The organism is Amycolatopsis sp. lyj-112, from assembly GCF_046549055.1.
Taxonomy (GTDB): domain Bacteria; phylum Actinomycetota; class Actinomycetes; order Mycobacteriales; family Pseudonocardiaceae; genus Amycolatopsis.
The window spans coordinates 42853-63299 of sequence record NZ_JAJPWS010000024.1; the positions used below are offsets into that span (position 1 = coordinate 42853).

Annotated in this window: 6 protein-coding genes; 1 reads left to right on the plus strand and 5 read right to left on the minus strand. The window is 70.1% G+C overall.

All coding sequences use genetic code 11. The annotated features are described in order from the left end of the window. Positions 1 to 2: 2 nt before the first annotated feature. The 5 genes from ACLJRL_RS39950 to ACLJRL_RS39970 form a co-directional block, all read right to left on the minus strand. A complete protein-coding gene (locus ACLJRL_RS39950; protein WP_410661617.1) occupies positions 3 to 14765 on the minus strand; it encodes a toxin glutamine deamidase domain-containing protein in 14763 nt (4920 codons plus the stop codon). A 15-nt stretch (positions 14766 to 14780) separates the two neighbouring features. Beyond that, positions 14781 to 15107: a hypothetical protein gene (locus tag ACLJRL_RS39955; protein WP_410661618.1), complete on the minus strand. Its 327-nt coding sequence runs from the start codon at positions 15105 to 15107 to the stop codon at positions 14781 to 14783. Further along, complete coding sequence (locus tag ACLJRL_RS39960) at positions 15104 to 15481, minus strand: YbaB/EbfC family nucleoid-associated protein (protein WP_410661619.1); 378 nt, start codon at positions 15479 to 15481, stop codon at positions 15104 to 15106. Before ACLJRL_RS39960 ends, ACLJRL_RS39955 begins: the two co-directional genes overlap by 4 nt. A gap of 147 nt (positions 15482 to 15628) precedes the next feature. Next, positions 15629 to 15925 (minus strand): hypothetical protein, encoded by a 297-nt coding sequence (locus tag ACLJRL_RS39965; RefSeq protein ID WP_410661620.1) that lies wholly within the window; start codon positions 15923 to 15925, stop codon positions 15629 to 15631. Positions 15926 to 15938: 13 nt separating this feature from the next. Then, positions 15939 to 16262 carry a hypothetical protein gene (locus tag ACLJRL_RS39970; protein WP_410661621.1) on the minus strand — a complete coding sequence of 108 codons (324 nt, stop codon included), beginning with the start codon at positions 16260 to 16262 and terminating at the stop codon, positions 15939 to 15941. Positions 16263 to 16390: 128 nt separating this feature from the next. On the opposite strand from ACLJRL_RS39970, the gene eccCa reads away from it, so the two are divergent. Then, on the plus strand, positions 16391 to 20353 hold the full coding sequence (gene eccCa / locus ACLJRL_RS39975) for a type VII secretion protein EccCa (protein WP_410661622.1): 3963 nt from the start codon (positions 16391 to 16393) through the stop codon (positions 20351 to 20353). Positions 20354 to 20447: the final 94 nt, after the last annotated feature.

Consider the following 20447-nt stretch of genomic DNA (forward strand, 5'->3'; position numbering starts at 1 on the left):
GTCTAGAACTGGGGACCGGTGTCCACTTGAGAGACATCCACGCCTTGCTCGGCGAGGATCCCCAGCCCGGTCTGCAACTGCTCTTTCTCCGGCTGGTAATGCCCGCTCTGGCGGGTCAGCTGGATCAGCCTGCCGTTCACCACCTTGATGTGGCCCGCCACGGCGACGGGCTGCCCGGCGAGGAAGCTGGAATGGTGCAACTGGCCCATGACCCACGTCATCGACACGTACAGGTTGCCCTGCGGATCCATCGCGAAGATCGCCTGATCGAACGGCCCCGTCCGGGCCATGGGGTCGCCACCGGACGTGTCCACCAGGGACCCGTCCTTGGCCCAATAGAGTTTGCCGTCCCGCACGAAAACCCGGTGCTCCTCCCTTCGCTCGGGTGAAAAGTACTCGACGACCTGGGGAGCGAACGCCCGGTCCGGGTCGTTCGGATCGTCCTCGCCCCGGAAGGTCGCTCGAAGTTCCGATGCCGGCAACGGTTCGTCCCGGTACAGCGGTCCGGGAATCTCCGCGATCGGGACCCGGTCGTTCTCGTCCGGTTCGGGTTCGGGTTCGGCGAGCGGCGGCAACGGTTCCTGATTGATCACCGCGTCGATGCGGGGTGCGACCGGCGGCGAGGGGTCCGGCGGCAGGTTCAGGAAGTCGGGGGATGACCCGTCAGCATCGATCCCGGGGTCACCGGCTTCGCGTCGCGCCGGTCGATCCGGATGGTCCGGCGGTCGGTCCCCCGCTGGTTCGGGCCGGCGAATTCCAGGCCGAGGATCCGGATCCTCGCGCCCGTCGTCCGGTGCCGGAGGTCCGAACCGCTCTCCAGCGTGCCTTGCAGCAACCGGCCGACCACCAGGATCCCGTCCCGGCCCGGCAGGTCGAAGGTCTTCTGCACCTCGAACATCGTCGTCGTCATGATCGCGGAACCTTTCCAGTGCGGGCTCTTCGCTGGCTTGTGCCTCGTCTTCGAGACTCTCGCGCGTCTGCTCGGTCGGCACGACCCCGGCCCGGAGCTGGCGCACGTGGGTCATCTCGTGTGCGAGCACCGCGACCAGGGTCTCGACGTCGGCGAAACTGGCCGGGCCGAGCCAGATCACCTTGCCCGCCAGCTCCGGCGGGGTGGCCGCGCAGGCACCCACCTCGTCGAGGAATTCGATCACCTCGGGCGTCTCGACCAGTTGGACGTCGACGCCGCTCAGGTCGATCCCGGCGGCCGCGGCCGTGCGGGCGACGGTCTCCTGCGTACGCGGCAGGCTGTCGCCGCTGTCGAGGATGTCCTGGTTGCCCCGGACGGCCCGGCGGCTGAACAGGTCGGGTGCCGGGCCGGGATCCCGGGCCGCGACCACTGCGAAGTCCGTGGTGCCCTCCTGGCGCAGCACCACGTCCGCGCCGATCCCGACCAGTCCCTCGGCCAGTTGCGGGGTCGGCCCCTCGGCGAACAGGTACACCAGTCTGGTGCCGGGCGGGGCCACTGCCCGGTCCCTGATGATCCGGCTGGGAAAGGCGTCGAAGCCGGGAACGCCTGTCACCACGTCGATCCGGACCGCCGTCCCGTCGGCCAGCGTGCCTTGCAGGATGGCGGGCCGATCGGGATCAACGCCCTCGATGACCAGCCCGGGTAACTCCAGCTCGGCCAGCCGCCCGGAATCCAACTCGCCCAGCGCCCGCGCGACCTGGCCGGGGTCGGCGGGGCGAGCGGGTTGGTCCGGCACGGCCGGCGGGGTGACCGCGCGGGTGGCGCGTTCCGGCAGATTGAAGTACCCCGCCTCGCCATAGGTGATCGGCAGCAGGGATATCGAGAGTGGATTTTCCGGCAACAGCATCAGGGTTCCGGGCACCGGAGACAGGAACACGACCCCGCCTTCGGTCCACCGCACCTGGCCCCACTTCTCCACGATCACTCCGGACCGGGGATCGGTGTAGGTCAGCCGCAGTGCGGCGATCGGCGGCAGCGGAGAGGGGCTCGTCGGAGACCACCACTCGCCGTAGATCGCGTCGATGACACTGTCATAGCTGTCGTGAGCTTCCCAGGTCCCGTGGAACTCCTCGGCGACATACGCCATCCCGTCCACCCGCCAGACGTCCTCGGGCCGGACCGGTTCTACCTTCATCTCCTTGCCGAGCGTGCCGTGGAAATAGCCGACGACAGCCTGTGGGCCGTTGCTCCGCCAGCCTTCCCGGTAGGCATCGGGACGCTTGAAGTTCGGGTTGACCTGGGGCAGCAGCGGGTGATGTTTGGCGATCTGCCACGCCTGCTCGGCAGGCGTCACCACCCCCGCGTGGATCGCCGGCAGGGCATTGACGTCGCTCGTCCGCGCCAGCGGCGAGAGCTCGGGCATCCGGAAGTACTTCAGGGCCTCCGGGTGTTCCTGTGCCCACCGCACCAGCTCGGGGTTGTAGGTGGCCCCGGCCGAGAGCTGTCGCGCGTTGTGCACCATGCCGTACGCCGTCTCGATCAACGACACCCAGCGCATCAGACCGGACGGCGGCGCCGGCGGGCCGTTCACGATGTTCGTCGCCGCCGTCACCAGTCCCCGGGTGTGCCGGTGCCACCCCGGCTCGATGCTGGGCGGGACCATCCCGCGGGTCAGCGCCGCAATGTCGCGATACACCTTCCAACGCCGGCCGCCCGTGCTCGGCGGAACGTCCGCTCTCTCCGGACCGTCCGGTGTGGACGGTTCAGGATTGATCACGTCGTCGATGCCTTTCGGCGCGGCGGGATCCTTGTGCAGCCGGGCGAACTGCTCCCGGGCCGAGGCGATCGCCTGCGCGTAGGCGTTGCGCAGCAGAAAAGGCACCGGACGGCCGGCCCACCGGCGAGCCTCCTCACCGTTGTCCTCGGTGATGAGCAGCCGGAGTCCGTCGCGGTAGCCGGTCAGCTCCGCGAACAGGTTGCGCTGCCCGTCGATGAAGTAGATCTCGCCGTCCAGATTGGCCACGTTGAACAGATGCGTGACACCCGCGCGCTCGCCGTGCACGATCGCGCGGGCACCGGAGCCGAGATCACGCAACCGTTGCGCCACATCGTTGGCCGACGCCATCGGGACGAACTCCGCCCCGGCGACCCTGGCCGCCATGGCGACCCGGTCGGCCCAGCCCTCCCGGCCGGTCAGCCCGGCCAGCGTGCGCGGCGGGACCGCCCGTCCCGGCGGCCTGCCCGCCGCCCGATCGGCGAGGTGCCGGTCGGTGAGCACGGCCGCCACCTGGCAGGGCACCACCTCGCCGGGTTCGCCGCCGACAGCGTCCTGCAGATGGGGCAGCAGCTGACGCACCTGCTGGGGAGTGCTGTTGCCCTGGTGCACCCCGTCGAAGAGGTCATCGAGCCGCAGCGGGTTCTCGGTGAGCTCGTTGTAGTGCTGGATCGCCTCGACGAGTTCGTTGCGCGCCAACGCTTCCGGGCGGGTCTGTCCGGTCGCGGCCGCCCAGTCCCCGGTCCTGGTCACCCGGTCCGCGGCGGCGCTGATGGCCTCCAGCGCGACCAGCCGGTCCGGCAGTGTGCTGAGGTCACCCGGTTGTTCGAGGAGGTGCTGGTAGGACGCGTCGGCGGCGGCCTTGAGCCGGCCTGGCACCGAAAGAGGGGCGGCTTCGGCCGGCGGTGTGGCGGGCGCCAGTTTCCTTACCAGGCCGATGATCTGACTCGGATGCCACCACAGCTGCCCGGCGGGCTGGTCCGGGGACTCGGCGAGGCCACGGTCCATCAGCCGGAACAGGTACCGTTCGAGCGCGTCGGCCTTGGCCCGCGCCTCGGCCCTCAGCAGCGCGTCGGCGGGCCCGGTGGCCGCGTCCTCGGCGGCGAATTCCCGCACCGTCAACGATCGATGCACCAACGGGATCAGCGTTTCGGCCGCCGCGGCCACCGCGTACGGGCCGAGACCGCCGATGCCGAACAACGTGAAGCCCGCGGTGGTGGCGCCGAGGGACGCGGAGGCGATCACCATGTCGGCGGTCAGCCAGTGTTTCGACGCGAGCCACGGCGGCCGGTCCCCGTCGGGCTCGGCGTCCGGCTCCGGTTCGGGTGCGGACAGCCCGTGCTCGGCCAAGAATCGGTGAAGCCGGTCGCGGTCCGCCGCCTGTGGCGCGGTTTCGGCGAGCCGGTTCAGTGCCGCGCGCAGCACCCGGGTGCGCAGCTCGCTGTGCTCGTCCACCTTCGCCAGCAGGTCGTGCAGCCTGCGGGTGTGCTCGGCCTCCTGCGCGGCCTGGTACGCGCTGTGCCCGGTCACCCCACCGGCGATGGTGCCGACGATCGCCTGGATCACCCCGAGCCCGAGGTATTCCAGGTAGCTGGTGAACACCGCGGACAGCCAGGTCGGGTCGGACGAGTCCGGCAGATTCCGGTCCGGAAGGCGGTAGCCGATCGGCGGCAGCGCCGAGTCGTTGCCCACCCCGGCGAAGATCGCCAACGGGCTCGCCCGGTGGCCGGGTCCGCTCGGCTCCCCCGGTTCGGCCGCGGACCCCGGGGTGCGCGCCGGCCTTGCCTCGATCAGATCGAGGAAGGCGTGACCGAATTCGGCCAGCTCCCGTTCGTTGTCCGCGGTCGCCTGATCGGCCGCGTCCAGCCGTTCCGAGGCTCGCGCCACCCGCTCGTCCTGGCGGTGCCTCCCCCGGAACGCCTCGGCGAACGACCCGAGCACGGCGGGCGCCCAGAGCGTCGCGAGCAGCGCGCCGACCATCATCGGCTGCATGCCGACCGAGGCCATCGCGATCGTGCCGAGCGTTCCGGCGGAGACGCCGGCCGCCCGGCGCACCGCGTACGGCGTCAGCCCGACGTACTCGGCATCCGGGTTCCCGGTTCCGGCCGCTTCCGGCTCGGCATCCGGTCGTGGCGGGGAAAGGTCGTCCGGCAACGGTGTTCCGGCCCGCAGCCGGCCGGAAATCTCGGTCCAGCGGTCGAAAAGCGGGCGGAAGAGGGCCTCCCGCCTGGCCGCGGCCCGCTCGGCGACCGCCCGTTCGACGGGTGCCTTCGCCGCTTTCTCCGCGTTGACCTCGCGGGCCACGACCGACCGGTCGTAGAGGCCGGCGGCCAGCGAGCGCGCGACCGCACCGCTGATCATCGCGGCCGCGACCACCGGTGCGGTGGCCACGATGGCGCCGCCGAACGCGACCGACGACGTGCTGCCGGCGAGCAGCCGGGTCATCGCGTAGTCGAGCCTGCTGGTGTAGCCATCGGGCGCCGGTGCGTACCGGCGCACCACCTCGCGCATCCGCTCGTCCGGCAGCGCGGCCAGCCGCCGCGCGGCGCCGGGTTCGGTCGGACGCAAGCCCATGTCCGCGATCAGCGCCCGCAGCGCGGCGCTCAGCCCGGACCGCTGGAACGGCAGCGGATGGGCCGCCAGCGCACCGCCGAACGTCAGCAGCTGCGCCGCACGCCCGTGATCGGCCGGGCTCAGCAACGGATCCGCGGTGGGATCGGCGGTGGAGCTGAGGAAGTCGTCGCCATGCGGGGTCCCGGCCAGCTCGGCCGCCGCCGCACCGAGCGCCCTCGCGACCGCGGCCCGCGTCGCGTCCTCGGTGGCGAGTTCGGAGATCTTGATCTCCAGCGAGTTCTCCGCAGTGTCCACAATGTACTCGGCGACCTGGCCGGGATTCAGCGTTCCCGCCCGCACGGTGGCGTCGAAGGTGTTCCCGGCCGGACCGGTGACCACATACCGGCTGCCGCTCGCCGGGCGCTCGACCGCACGCATACCGGCGTCCGGCACGGCGCGCCCCAACGCACGCCGCGCATCGGTGCGCACACCGGTGGAGTCAGGTTTTCCCTTCAACGGCAGCGAATCCGAGGTCGCCAGGCCGACGGGACCGGTGCCCGGCGGATTCGTCCCGGGGTCCGGCCGGTTCGACGGACCGGCCGGGCGTGGTGGCGTCGGTGGCGTCGGTTCCGGCGACGGCGTACCGCCGGGATCGTCGTCCGGCGTATCGGGATCGTCGGGGTTCTTGTCGGGCTGCGACGGCTCGATGAGTTTCGGTGCCGGTGGAGTACGCGGCAGGCTCAGGTCGATGGCCGCGCCGACGCCGAGCACCGGGATGTTCGACGCGTACACGATTCCCGACGGAGTCCGCGCCTGGTAGACGTCGTACGCCTTGTTCAGAGCGGCTCGCACGACGTAGATCGCCGGGCCGGACAAGGCGAGCGCGGTACCCGCGGCGGCGACCAGTGGCGCCGAGGACAGGCCCATCATGCCCAGCCCGACCAGCGAAGACGCGGTGACCCAGAGGGCTGCCGGACCTTTGCGAGCAGCCTGGCGGCCGAGCCGGAGTTCCAGCTCGGTACCGAGTTTGGAGATGTAGAGGGTGGCGCCGGTCAGGGTCGTCGCAGCGACCGCCTTCAGCCACTCCCCCTGACTCAGCTCCAGCGCGACCAGCATGCCGTTGGCCACGGTCAGCATCGGGAACGCGAGCGCGTTCTGAATCCTCCGGTACAGCGGCCGGAGCGCGTTGTCGTAGCCGGCGATCCCCCCGATGGCGTTGGACAGCGCGGTGGAAAGAAACAGCCCGTCCGCGATCGCGTAGGCCCCCGCGACCGCGGCCGCCAGCCCGGTCAGGCTGGTCGCCTGGGCGACGTGCACCGGCAGGTTGACCAGGAAGGTGCCGGCGAGACCGGCGGCCATCAGCTTGCCGAGCCTGCCCGCATGTGGGTTCGTCTTGTTGAGCGACTCGGGTGCGGCGCCGTACGACCGGCCGACCTCGTTCAGGTACCGGGAGACCTCGAGGCTCACGTCTTCCTGGCGCTGGGAAGGGCGTTCCCCGGTCGCCAGCGGGGTGTGGATGATGGCCTGCAGGTCGATCAGGAACTGCCGGGTTCTCACCTCGACCTCGTCCCGCACCTCCTGCAAGATGTCGTCGAACTTGTCGAGCGGGTTGACGTCGTACTCCAGGTAGTCCCGGATCACTCTGGCGAGCGCCTCGGCCGACCGCTGGTCGAGCCTGCCGCGTTCGAGCATCCCTTCCAGGCTCACCCGGTTGCTCTGGGCGTGCCCGGTCTTCGCGATGTTGAGCATCCCGCGGACGACGAAGGCCACGTTGCCCGCCACGATGCTCACCCCCGCCGACAGCGCGAACGGAAGGCCCACCGTCGCGCCGACCCCGAACATGGTCGCCGCGGCGGCGCCCGCTACCGCCCAGCCCTTCACGTCACGCCAGAGCCAGTCCGACCGCAGCCCGGCGATCTTTTCGAGCTCCGCGAGCTGTTCTCGCTCGGTCTTCTCGACGCTCTCGATCAACGACCCGAGCATGGCGTCCCGTTCGGCGGGCGCCAACGGCAGCGTGGCGAGCCGTCCGGGATCCATGTTCAGCCGGGCCCGGGAGATCTCTCCCGCGGCCAGGGCCGCCCTGATGCGTTCGCCCGCCATCAGCGCCTGGGTGGTGAACGGGCGACTGAGCAGCGCGTCGGCACCGCTCACCGGTCGCAGTCCACCGCGTTCGTCCCAGCGCCGCTTCAGCGAATCGAAGGCGGACTTGACCCCTGCCGCGGTATCGGTGGCGGCGATCCTGGCCGCGACCGCCTGCAGCCGCAGCGGGTTGGCGTTCGCGCCGTGTCGCGGATCGGCGGCGGTGTACCAGAGTTTCATCGTCCGCAATTGCGGATTCGCCAGCCATGGCTGGTCTTTCGCACGTTGCGCGTCGGTCAGGTCCAGCCCGTACAACGGTCCGCGTGGCTGATAGGCGGGGTCAGCGACCCAGCCCTCGGCGATTCTCGCCTCGACCCAGCCGTCCACCTTGCGCTGCCAGTGCCCACCGAGCGACTCGAGGAACCCGTCCCAGGCTCCCGACAGGATCTCGTTGAACACGAACGCGGTGACCCGCTGACCCGCCTCGTCGTGCAGCCGGGCGAAGTTGCCGTGCAGGATCTTCGTGACCGCCTCCGCTCCCTCGGGCCTGCGCGCGGCCTCGGCGAACAGCGGGTCCATCTCGTTGCGGTGGCGGACATAGTGCGCACCCGGTTGCGGATTCACCGTGTCCGTACCGAAGATGAGCCGATCCTGGTTCCGGATCAGGAACTGGATCAACGCCTCCTTGACGTCGGGATCCGCCTTCGCGTGCTGTGCGAGGACATTCCAGGAGATGTCCATCGCGGTGTTCGTGGTGTCGAGCAGCCATTGCAACCGCTCGATGTGTTCGACGGTGAGCGTGGTCCAGTGCCCGATGCCGAGATGCGCCCAGACCACCCTCGCGCCGGCGAGCCTCTCCTGCTGGAGGAGGTAGGCCATCGGGCCGAGATTGCGTCCGTCCGACGGGCCCGCCTTGTACATCCCGTTGCCGCGCAACCTGGCCAGGCCCATGTCGTCGTGCAGGATCAGCACCTGTCCGGTGGCGGCGATGGTCTCCAGCAGTTCGACGGTGTTCGGGTTGTACATCTCCGGCGGGTTTTCCGGCAGGCTCCGCAGTTCGGCGCGCAGTCCGGCCGCTTTCAGCAAGGCCCTGATCTGCCCGGTGTTCTCGAGGAGGGAGTCGTAGAAGTCCAGTTCGGTCAGGTCACTCGGGCTGCCGTCCACCGGGAACAGCTCGGCCATCGGCGAACCGTCGGCCAGATACGCGGCGAAGAACTCCGGCGCTATCCGTCCCTTGTGGATCGACTCTTGGACCAGTTCCGCCGCGGCGATCAGCTTTCCGAAGTAGTCGACCCACTCCGGGTTGATCACCTCGCTCGCCTGCCGGCCCAGCATCGTCCGGACCATTTCCTTCACGAAAGTGGTCTCGGCGAGGTAGCGGGCCGCGTCGCCGAACAGGACCGCCATCGCCATCAGATAGCCGCCGACCCCGGGAATGTCCACTCTGGCCCCGGAAACGCCGGGGAACCAATGTGACTTCTCCTCCTCCGACATCTCGTCGCGCGCGGAGAAGAAACGCATGTCGGAGAGCTGGCCGTGCAGGCCCAGCATCTTCTTGCCGAAGACGGTGGTCATCCGGACCACGTTGGTGAGGGCGTAATAGAAGGAACCGCTGGAGCCACCGATCACGCCGAGCCCGCTCTGCGGAATCGGCGACGCCACCAGGATGTTCGGCAGTCCCTGGCCGATCAGCCACCCCACCAGGTCCTTGTAGTTGATGTTGGCGGCGTCATATCCCTTCGGGTGCATGTGGATGTCGTGGAAGAAGTGGACGGGACGGGGCTTGCCGAGCCGATCCGCGAGTTCCGCGTCGACGCCGAGTTCCCTGGCTTTCGCCGCGTAGTCCGGGCTGTCCGGATCGAGTGCGGCGAACTGGGCGCCGCGACGCGGAGCGAGGTCATCGCGGCCCACGACCCGGTTACCCACTCCGAGCAGCCAGCCACGCGCGTCGACGTAGGCGTCCACCACCGGCTTCCGGTTCGCCGGCAGGTTCTCCGCCCGCCGGGTGATGCCGGCGACCTCGCTGTCGAGGAGCTTGGCGATCCTGGCGATCTCCACATTGGACAGTCCTCGGCCGGCTGCCTGTTCGATCGCCGGAACCAGCGCCCGGACGTACTCGGCGTGCGCCTCGGTGCGAGCGGTGTCGGCCAGCCGCATGCGTTCGGTCGCCCGCTCCAGCCGGTCCTGCCGCGCGGCGACCTCGGCCCGCACCCTGGCCTGCACGTCCTCGGTGGTTCCGTCCAGCGAAAGACCGGGCTCGGCGCCCGGTAGCAGCCGATGTGCGGCCGCGCTCTCGACCGGCAGGCCCAGCGCCTCGGCGACGTCGGTCCGGTCGCCCGCGGCGAGCAGGTGCGGCACCCATTCGGTCAGCGCGCGGACGTCCTCCCTCGCCGCCCGCAACTCGGCCATCGCGGCGTGGTAGGCGACTTCCGCCGCATACCGTGCTTCTTCCACCGCCCGCGTCGCGGCGGCGAGCGCGGCGCGGGTCCCCGCGAGGTCCCGGACGCTCCAGCCGCGCCGGCGCACCGGTTCCGGTACCGCCGGATCGGCCTCCGGGCTGACCCGCGCCCTGGTGGCCACCGACCGGAGCTCGGCGACCAATCCGGCGGCGGCGTCTCGGCGCGCCCATTCCGGGAGCCCGTTCGCGACCGCCTCGTCACCGATTCGCTGCATCTCTTCCAGCGCGGCATCCCTGGCCTGCTGCCACTCCCGCTCCGCGAACTCCAGTTCCCTTGCCGTCTTCTCGGTCTGCCGAAGCAGCTCCTCGTACTGTGTTCGCGCCTTGGCCAGGACCTCGGAGAAGTCGGCCAGTTCCTGAATCGACGGCATCAGCTCGCGCGGCACGCGCGAGCGCACCGACGGATCGGTCACCAGGGCGGCGACCATCGCCGGTGACATCCCGTAGGCCAGCGCCACGACATCGATCAGCTGGTCCTGCCCCATGCTGGTGAGCTCGATCCCCCGCTGGACAAGCCATTTGACGTCCGGAAGCCGTTCATCGAGGCGCGCCGCGGCCCTGGCATACCCCTCCAGCGCGTGCGTCAGGGCCCGCTGCTGGGGCCGCGAGACGCTGCCCGCCTCGATCAGCGCGGTGATCAGCGCTATGCCCTTGCGCACGTGCAGGCCGGTGAAGGTGATCCGGTCGAACCAGCGGGCGCGCTCGGTGGGCTCGGGTCGCGTTTCGTTCGGCGGCACCCCCGTGGTGGGGAGCAGGATTTCCGGTTCGAACAGCGCGCGGGTGAAAGTATCGTCGCGGTGCACGTCCAGAGCGGACGGTTCGGTGCCCGCGTTCAGGTGGTAGCTCTGCACCACCACCGGCGATCCCGGCGTTCGCGGATCGTCCGAGGGATGCAGATCGAGGGTGAGGGCCGGGACCGTCGACCCCGCGTAGTGGGAGCGTCCATCGCCGTTCTCCCCGCGTCCGTCGAGGCCGTACGCAACCCCGGCCCGGAGTTGGAACCGGCCGAACCGCTCACCGAGAATCTCTTGCTGCCGGGCGAGAACGTCGTCCGCGAAGATCTCCTGGATGAACCGCTCGCGCCTGCCGGGCGTCATCGAGCCGTCGCGGATTTCCTTCCGGACCTGCCAGGCCCGGTTCCGCGATGACTCCGAATTCACCGTGGGCGCTTCGCCACGAGCCAGCCGCTCGAACTCCTGGATCGCGTTGTCGAACGCGGCTCGCAGCGCGGGTGCGATCCGCGCCCGGACCCGGGCGCCGTCCAGGATTCGTTCTACATCACGAAGGCGCAGCGGCCGCGAGTCGGCGGGCAGCAGACCGTGTTCGAGCAGCAGCAACCGGAGGTCGTTCCACGCCAGCCGCGACTTGCCGATCAGCGCCCGCAGTGCGCGCTCGCTGTGCCTGCTCGAAGCCAGCTCGGCGTCGGTGAGGTCGCTGCCCGGCATCGGATGGGAGTCCCGCTTCGGGTTCTCCGGATGGTAGAACCGTTGTGCCGCGGCAGACGGCGGTTCCGGCGCCGGCGGTCCCTGCCGGGTCCCAGGGGGTGTCTGGTCCGGCGGCGGCGCGGGTGGCGTTGTCGGCGTCTGCGCGCCCTCCGTTCCCGTGGCCGCGACCTCGATGAACACCTCGAAACCGTCGTACTGGAGGACCTGGTCGGCGCCGTTCGCCACGGCTTTCTCCGCGAACCCGGGCTCGATCCGGTGGGTGGCGATCAGGACGACCTTCGGGCCGGGCCCGGCCAATTCCCGTTGTCTCGCGGTCTGTGCGAGGTCGGACGCGACCAGCGCGGTCCGGTCCTTGACCTCGAAGCGGACCTCGGTGCCGTTTTCGAGCACGCCGCGAATGTCGATGTCGGTTCCGGCGTTGTTCCGGGCCTCCGTACCGGCCCGTCCGCCGTCGTCCACCGGCACCTCGAGACCGGTGATCCGCAGTCCGGGCAACCCGATCTCGGCCAGCAGGTGCTCGTCCAGCCTGGCCAGCGCCAGCGCGACGTCGGCCGCGGCGTACTTCGCGCGGACGTTCTCGTAGTTGGAATCGAGCGCGGTCTTCGGGACCTGGGTGTTGCCTTCCAGCACCCGTCGCGCCTTGCCCAGCTCTTCCCGCAGGCCCTCCTCGGCGGCCCGGACGTCCACGCCGAGCGCGGTGAGCTCGTCCAGCTTGGCCTGGATGTCCGCGGCCTCGAGCAGGAGGCCCTTGCCCCGGTCCACCCTCGCCAGGTCGGCCGGAGTCGCCGCGCCTTCGTCCGGGGCCCTGGCAGGGATCCGGTCGGCCACGGCCGTCACCTGTTCGGCGAACGCGGCGAGCTGGTCGGCACTCATCGCGGAGACGCGCTCGCCGAGCGAACGCCCCTTCGGCCCGGTGGACACCCGCGCGGCGAGATCGGTCAGCCGTTTCACCAGCTTGTCCGGATTCATCTTGGCCGCTAGACCCGCAACCGCTTCCCGCGCCGAGGGCGACAACGCGTCCCATGCCTCGGCCAGTTCGGGCGGTCTGGCCAGCAGCGGTGCGAGGCGGGCCAGCGTGGCCGCAGCCTCCGCCGGGTGCAGGCGGCCGAGCAGCTCGGACATCGCTTCCCTTGCGGCCGGAAACGCGCCCCACAAGCGGTGCACCGTGGCCTCGGCGGCCAGCCGCCTACCCAGCTCCTGCCTGGCGAAATCCGACATCTCGCCGAGGATCTCGCCCAGCGAACGGTCCATCCGGCCCGGCGAAAGGCGCGCCGCGAACTCATGCACCTGATCGGCCAGCGCATCCGGATCGACCGAGCTCATCAGCTCGGTGATCGCCTGCCGCGCGGTCGGCGGCAGCAGGTCCCACACGGCGGCGAGCCGCGACGGCACGCCGCGCGGGATATCCGGGGTCTCGCCGGTGCCGCGCGGCGGGCCGGGTGGCCGCCGGGGCGGATCGGCGGGCGGGTCGCTCTGCGTGCGCCGAGGCTCGGCGGGCCGGCGCATCGTCGTATGGGCGGGCGCCGGACGCGGCTTGCCGGGCTGGGCCGGATTCGGTTGCTGGGACTGCTGAACCTGCTGTGCCGCCGCGGCGGCCGGTCCGGCGGCGGCCAGGACCTGCCCGGTCCCAGGACCGGGACGCCCGCCGGCCTCTCCGGCCGGATCGTCCACAGTGGATTCGGCAGCTTCCTCCTGCTCCAGCTTCTGCTGTTGCTCCTGTTCCGGAGTTTCGGATTCGGGCGGGTTCGGGCCGTCGTCGTCGGGCTCCGGCGCGGCTTCCGCGCGATCGGCTTCCGGCTCGCCCTTGCCGGGCTTCGCCGCGGTGCCCAGGTTCGAGCCCGCGGGCGTTGAGCCCTGAGGCTGAGCCGAACCGGACTGAGGTGCAGTGGACTGAGGTGCAGTGGACGGTGTCGAACCTGGTTGTGCCGAACCCGGTTGTGCCGCACCGGGTTGCGAGCTGGTGGGAGCCGTGGCGGCGGGGGCCGATGTTGTCGAAGCGGTCGTGGTCGAAGCAGTCGATGCGGTCGCGGCGCTCGCCTGCGCCGTGCCGGTCGCCGTGGTGCTCGACGTGGCGCTCGCCGCCGGTGCCGAAGTGGTCTGACCCGTCGAAGCGGCAGGCGCCGAAGCCGAGGTGGCGGTAGCCGACGGCACGGCACCGGGAGTGGCGGCCGCGGTCGTGGCCGGCGCCGCCCCGACGGTGGTGGCCTGCGGCACCGAGCCGGCTCCCGCCTGCGACACCGAGGATCCGATCGTGGCCTGACCCGACGACGAACCCGCCCCGATGTGCTGCTGCGGACCAGCGGCCAAGGTGTCCACAGTGGACTTATTGGTGGAACTGCCATGTCCGGCACCGTCAGCAGCCGGCGCACCGCCCTGTTCCGCGGTAGGGCTACCGGACTGACCGGCCCCGGACTCGCCCTGCCCTACCGCGGCGCCGCTGTCGCCCAGCCCGGCGCCGACGTCGGCCATCTCCGGCGATTTCACCTCGCCCGGCGGGTTGGTCGGTGGCGGACCGTCGGACGACGTTCCCATGTCCGTCATCGCGGCCGGCTTCTGCAGCCCGAGCTTCTCCCTGCCGAATTCCATCACCTGCTCGCCGGCGAGGTGCGCGTTCCCCCGGATCGGGCCGATCGCGGCCGAGGTGAGCCAGTTGTCCTTGATGGACTGTCCATAGCCGGCGAGATCGGTGGGAACCCCGTCCCCGTTCATGATGCTTTGCGCGGCATGGCTGGAGATCGGCGACGACACCGCGTTGGTGCTCGCCGAGCTGACCGCAGTCGTCGCGTGTTTGCCGAGCCCGCTGTCCAACACGTTCTTGGCCGCCGGGTTCTTCCTGGCGAGAGCCCCGATGGCCTTGCCCGGCGCGCCGACGATGCCGCTGACCGGGGCGCCGATGGCACCGCCGAGCGCGTTGGTGGCGCTTTCCTTCCAGCTGAACCCGTCCTGGTTGCCCTGCCAGATGTTCAGGCCCTGCTCGAAGCTGTTGGTGATGACTTCGTCCGCCGCCTCGCGCACGGGAATCGTGACAAGCTTGCCGAGCTTGCCGAGTTTGTTCCCCGCCTGGGCGATCGACGCGGCGATCTCCATGATCCTGGCGGTCCGCTTCGCCATGCGCACGGCGAACAGCCATTGCCCACCGGGGATCGCGGCCATGAGAGCGAATTCCACGCTGGCGTGAATGATCTCCGACCAGATCTGGTTGCGCACACGCTCGATCTGATCCGCGTAGTTGTGGCAGAACGTCGCCATCTTCCGCATGCTCACGACGAGCTCCCGGTGACCGGATCCGCCACCGCCGAACTCGCCGTCGTTGGCCTCCCTGATGCGCGCCTGAACGAAGGCGCCGTTCGGGTCCGGCCAGGTTTCGCGAAGACGGTCGTGGACAGCCGACGACCTGGTGATCGCGTTCTCCAGCAACGTCGCGGCTTTGTCCCACGCGTCACCGAGGTCGTCGGCCGCGTGCGGGTTGTCCGGCGGCCAGATGTCGTCGACGACGCCACCCATCCACTCCCACGCGGCGACCGTCATGCTCCACAAATCAGCCATCGTCTGCGAACCCGCTCAGGAACCGAGCCGGTCGGTCGCCTCGGTCTGCGCGCTCTCGTAGATCTTGACGCCGCTCTCCGCGTTGGTGGCCAAGTTGACGAAATTGTCGTCGACCCCGTTCGCGCTCCTGATGAGGTCGGGGGTGTTGTCCGCGCAGTCCTGGAACGCCTCCCCCAGCTTCCCGAAACCCAGCAGCGGCGTGATGTCCTCAATGGCCTTGCGGCACTTCGCCCACTCGGTCTCGAAGTCGGTGCCCGCGCCCCTCAGGTTCGTCAGCTCCTGTCGGGTCGGCCCGAAGAAGATGTCGACCTTGCCGTCGCCGTCCCTGTCCTCTCCGCTCATCGGCTGTCGCCCCTCTCCGGCCGGTCCAACCGGCGCAGTACCGGATCGAACCGAAGATCCGCGGCGTCGGTGTCCATGCCGGGTGGCAGGAAGCCCGCCGCGATGGCCAGTCCCTGTTCGGTCGACGACTCGGCCGCTTCGTGGATGGTGTCGGTGATGTCCTTGGCCAGCGCGGCCGAATCGGCCGTACGGTAGATGCGCGGATCGAGCGACAATTCGAGAAGTTCACCGGCGCCACCGACCGTCGCGCTGATCAACCCGTCGTCGGATTCGGCGGTGGCCCGGATCTCGGCCATGCGCCGCTGCATGATCCGCACGTCCGAGGCCAGCTGCTCATAGTCCGCGTACATGTCCGATTCCAGCGGTGGCTTCACAGTTCCTCCCTTGACAGGTAGGGCAAGTCTCACGCGAGCGCGGCGGCCCTGGTCACGTCTGGCCGGTTCAGGCCAATCACGACCCGGCGAGCCAGCGCAAGAAACCCCGGCGGGCCATGGCCTGCCGGGGTTTCCTTGTCGCGGCGGCTAGATGCCGATGATGTTGCTGACCTGGGTCTCGCACGTCTGCCCGATGTGCACGACATCGCCGTACGACCCCGCGGTGCCGTGCGCGCCGTCCGAGTAGGAACCGGTGTTCTTGCAGACCTGCGCGTACTTGATGCCCATTTCCTCGCTGTTACGCCCGCCCCATCCGGCACCCATGACGTTCTGCATGGCGCTCAGGTCGTCTTCGGCCGCCTGCCTGACGCCGGTGGCCATCTTGTCCATGTCGGTTTTGGCCGCGTCGACGATGTGGTAAACGGTCTTGTAGTGGTCATCCATCGAAATCTCCTTACTAGCCGGATGGGTTGATGGCCTTGGCGATCAGCGCCTGCGCAGCGTCGGCCGCGGACCCCGCCGAAACCTTGACGACCGAGTTCCCCGCGTCGACGATTTGCTGGGCGAACGGATGAACCTGGTTGCTGAAGAGGTTGACGCGCTCCTCGTTCCCCGTGACACCGGCCCGCAGCGCCCCTCCGCCCAGCCCGCTTTGGAGGGCATCGAGATCCCGAGCGGCGTGCGCGCGATGCGCGACGAACACTTCCTGTTGGCTGGTATCGGTCTTGTTGAACAGCTGCTGTACGAGCGGTATTTCAATATCGACGCGACCGTCTGTCATACGTCCCTCTTTTCTCTGCCGAAATGGGCCATGCGCTCAAGCTAGCCAGGGAACCGGCGCGATCAGCGAGTTCGGCACGTTCCTGCCATCACGCCCTGCCCGCGCCGTCACCGGCGAACGATCACGGAGTGACGACCATCGTGGTGAAGAGACCGGCCAGGCGGCCCGCGCCGGACTTGCCGGCCGGCGAACTGATCCTGCAAGCACCTCCGGAGATCCCGCCGCCGCCCGCGCGGCAATGGCTGCAGGTGCTGACGGTGGTGCCGATGGTGGCCATGATGGGCGCGATGATGCTGATGCTCTCCGGCAGCATGAACGGATCGATCCGATTCGTCGTGTACGGCCTGATGGGCGTGGGCATGCTCGGCATGGTGGTGATGGGTTTCCTGCAGGGCGGCGGCCCGAGCAAGCGGGAGATGGGGCACGCCCGGCGCAAGTACCTTCGCCAGCTGGCCCAGCATCGGCTGCGGCTGCGGCGCTCGGTACGCGGGCAGCGGGACGCGATGGAGTACCTGCACCCGGATCCGGCGTCGCTGTGGTCGCTGGCCGCCAGCTATCGGCTGTGGGAGCGGCGCAAGGACGACCCGGACTTCGGCATCGCCCGGATCGGCACCGGCGCGCAGGCCCCGGCGACCACCCTGATCTCGCCGGACACCAAACCGCTCGAAGAGCTGGAACCGTTGTCCGCATTGGCTTTACGCCGGTTCATCACCACGTACACCACGATCGACGGGCTGCCGCTGGGGATCGCGGTCAATGGCTTCAGCCGGATCTACCTGCGCGGCGACCGGGAGCGGCATCTCGGCATGCTGCGCGCGATGCTGGCCCAGCTGTCCACCTTCCACTCACCCGACGACCTGCGGATCGCGGTGTGCGTCGGCGAGCGGGAGCGCGCGGACTGGGAGTGGATCAAGTGGCTGCCGCACGCGCTGCACCCGGAACGCACCGACGCGCTCGGTCCGCTTCGCCTTGTCGCGCCGACGATTCCGGCGCTGGAATCGGTGCTGGAAGAGGAACTGGCCCGGCGGCCGAGGTTCGATCCCGAGGTGGACACCCGGGTCTCCGGTCCGCAGCTCGTGGTCGTGCTGGACGGTGGCTCGATGGCCGGGTCGGACCACCTGATGACCGGCGGCGGCGTCGAGGGCGTGACGGTGGTCGACCTGACCACGATGCCGCCGAGGGCGTTGGACCGGACCACCGTGGTGCTGGATGTGGCCGAGGACGGCGATCTGGTCAGCGAGACGATCGACGGCGAGGTCCCGCTCGGCCGGGCGGACGCGCTCGGCGCGGTGGCCGCCGAAGGGTTCGCCCGGCAGCTCGCTCCACTGCGGCTCACCGCGGGCGTGCGCGGCGACGCGCCGATGACCAGCGAGCTCGGCCTCGCCGAACTGCTCGAACTCGGTGACCCGTACGAGTTCGATCCGGCCGACACCTGGACGCCCCGGCCGAACCGGGACCGGCTGCGGGTCAAGCTCGGGATCCACCCGGACGGGGCGCCGATCGAGCTCGACCTCAAGGAGTCCGCGCAGGACGGCATGGGCCCGCACGGCCTGCTGATCGGCGCGACCGGTGCGGGCAAGTCCGAGCTGCTGCGGACGCTGGTGCTGGCGCTGGCCGTGACACATCCACCGAGCTCGTTGAACTTCGCGCTGGTCGACTTCAAGGGCGGCGCCACCTTCAGCCGGCTGGACTCGCTGCCGCACACCAGCGCGGTGATCACCAACCTCGCCGAGGAACTGCATCTCGTCGACCGGATGACCGACGCCATCAACGGCGAACTGATCCGCCGTCAGGAACTGCTGCGCGCGGCCGGGAACTTCGACTCGCTGCGCGACTACGAGAAGGCCCGCGCGGCGGGCGCCCCGCTGCCCGAGGTGCCGACCCTGCTGGTGATCTGCGACGAATTCTCCGAGTTGCTGTCCGCCAAGCCGGACTTCATCGACATGTTCGTCCAAATAGGCCGGTTGGGCCGGTCGCTCGGCGTGCATCTGCTGCTCGCCTCGCAACGACTGGACGAGGGCAGGCTGCGCGGCCTCGAAGGGCATCTCTCCTACCGGATCGGGCTGCGCACGTTCTCGGAGATGGAGAGCCGGACGGTGCTCGGCATGCCGGACGCGTTCCGGCTGCCCCGGGCGCCCGGCCACGGATTCCTCAAGGTGGGCACCGAACAGCTCGACCGGTTCCGCTCGGCCTACGTTTCCGGCGTGTACCAGCGCCAGACCGGACGCGCGGCTTCCCTTAACCCGCAAGAACAACTGGTGTTGCGCGAGTACACCACCCACTATCTGGCCGCCGACCTGGACACCGGCGACGAGCCCGAGACCCCCGAACCGGACCCGGACACCGCGGTCGGCGAAACCCTGCTGGACATCCTGGTGGACCGGTTGCAGGGCCAGGGCACACCGGCGCACCAGGTCTGGCTGCCGCCGCTGGACGAGTCTCCGACGCTGGACGCACTGCTGCCCGCACTCATCACCGACCCCGTGCGCGGTCTGACCACCGAGCGGCCGGGTGGACTGCGGCCGGTGCTCGGCCTCGTGGACCGGCCCTACGAGCAGCGTCGCGATCCCCTGCGGCTCGACCTGTCCGGCGCGGCCGGGCACGTGCTGGTGATCGGTGCGCCGCAGACCGGCAAGAGCACCACGCTGCGCACGCTGATCGGCAGCCTCGCGCTCACCCATACCCCGCGCGAGGTGCAGTTCTACTGCCTCGACTTCGGCGGCGGCACACTCGCCTCGATCGCCGGCCTTCCGCATGTCTCCGGGGTGTCGGGGCGGCTGGACACCGGCGCGGTGCGCCGCACCGTCGCCGAGGTGGCCACGGTGCTGGCGCAGCGGGAACGGCTGTTCGCCGAGCACGGGATCGACAGCATCGTCACCTATCGCAAGCTGCGCGCCGAGGGCCGGTTCGCCGACCAGCCCCACGGCGACGTGTTCCTGGTCATCGACGGCTGGCAGACCCTGCGCACCGAGTTCGACCAGTTGGAGGAGACGGTCGGGGACATCGCCGCACGTGGCCTTTCCTACGGCGTGCACCTGGTGGCGAGCTGTTCCCGCTCGTTCGACCTGCGCATGAACGTGCGGGACCTGTTCGCCAGCAAGCTGGAACTGAAGGTCGGCGACCCGATCGACTCGCTGATCGACAGGCGCGCCGCCATGGGGGTGCCCTCGGGCGCTCCCGGCAGGGGCATCTCGATGAGCAAGCACCAGATGCTGGTGGCGCTCCCCCGGATCGACGGGTCCGCGCGCACCGAGGACCTGATCGGCGGGATCGGCGCGCTGGTCGACGCGGTCCGGTCCGCCTGGCCCGGCGAGTCCGCGCCACCGGTCCGGCTGCTGCCGGGAACGTTCCCGTTCGAGGAGCTGCCCGAGACCGACGAGCTGGCCGGCGCCGAGGTCGGGCTCGCGGTCGGTATCCACGAGAAGGACCTTTCCCCGCTGCGGCTGGACTTCAACGCCGATCCGCACTTCTTCGTGCTGGCCGACACCCAGTCCGGCAAGACGACGCTCCTGCGCACGCTGGCTCGCCGGATCGAGAGCGCGTACACGCCCAGTGAGGCCCGGATCATCCTGGTCGATCATCGACGCGGGCTGCTCGGCGAGGTCGGCGAGGACTACCTGCTCGGTTACGGCACCAACGACGCGCACAGCGGCGAACTGCTGGCCGAGGTGGCCGCGTCGATGGTGAAGCGGCTGCCCGGCGCGGACGTCACGCCGGAACAGCTCCGGGCGCGGAACTGGTGGCACGGACCGGAGATCTTCGTGCTCGTCGACGACTACGACATGGTGGCCACGCACGAGAAGCATCCGCTGATGCCGTTGCTGTCGCTGGTGGCGCAGGGCTCGGACATCGGTCTGCACGTGGTGCTCGCCCGCCGCTCCGGCGGGGCGGGCCGAGGACTGTTCGAACCGTTCCTTTCCCGGCTGCGGGAGGTCGGCACGCCCGGCCTGATGATGTCCGGCGACCGGGACGAAGGCCCGCTGCTCGGTGGCATGCGGGCCCAGGTGCTCCCACCCGGCCGCGGCTGGCTGGTGGATCGCCGTGGCCACAAGGGTTTGGTCCAGCTCGCCTGGCTGCCGCCACGGACGTAGCCGGCCGTGGCCGGAACCTGCCGGAGCCGGCATCGCGGCCGCTGTCGATGTTTGGCTGGGGCGAACACGAATATCCGAGGAACGGCACTGGAGG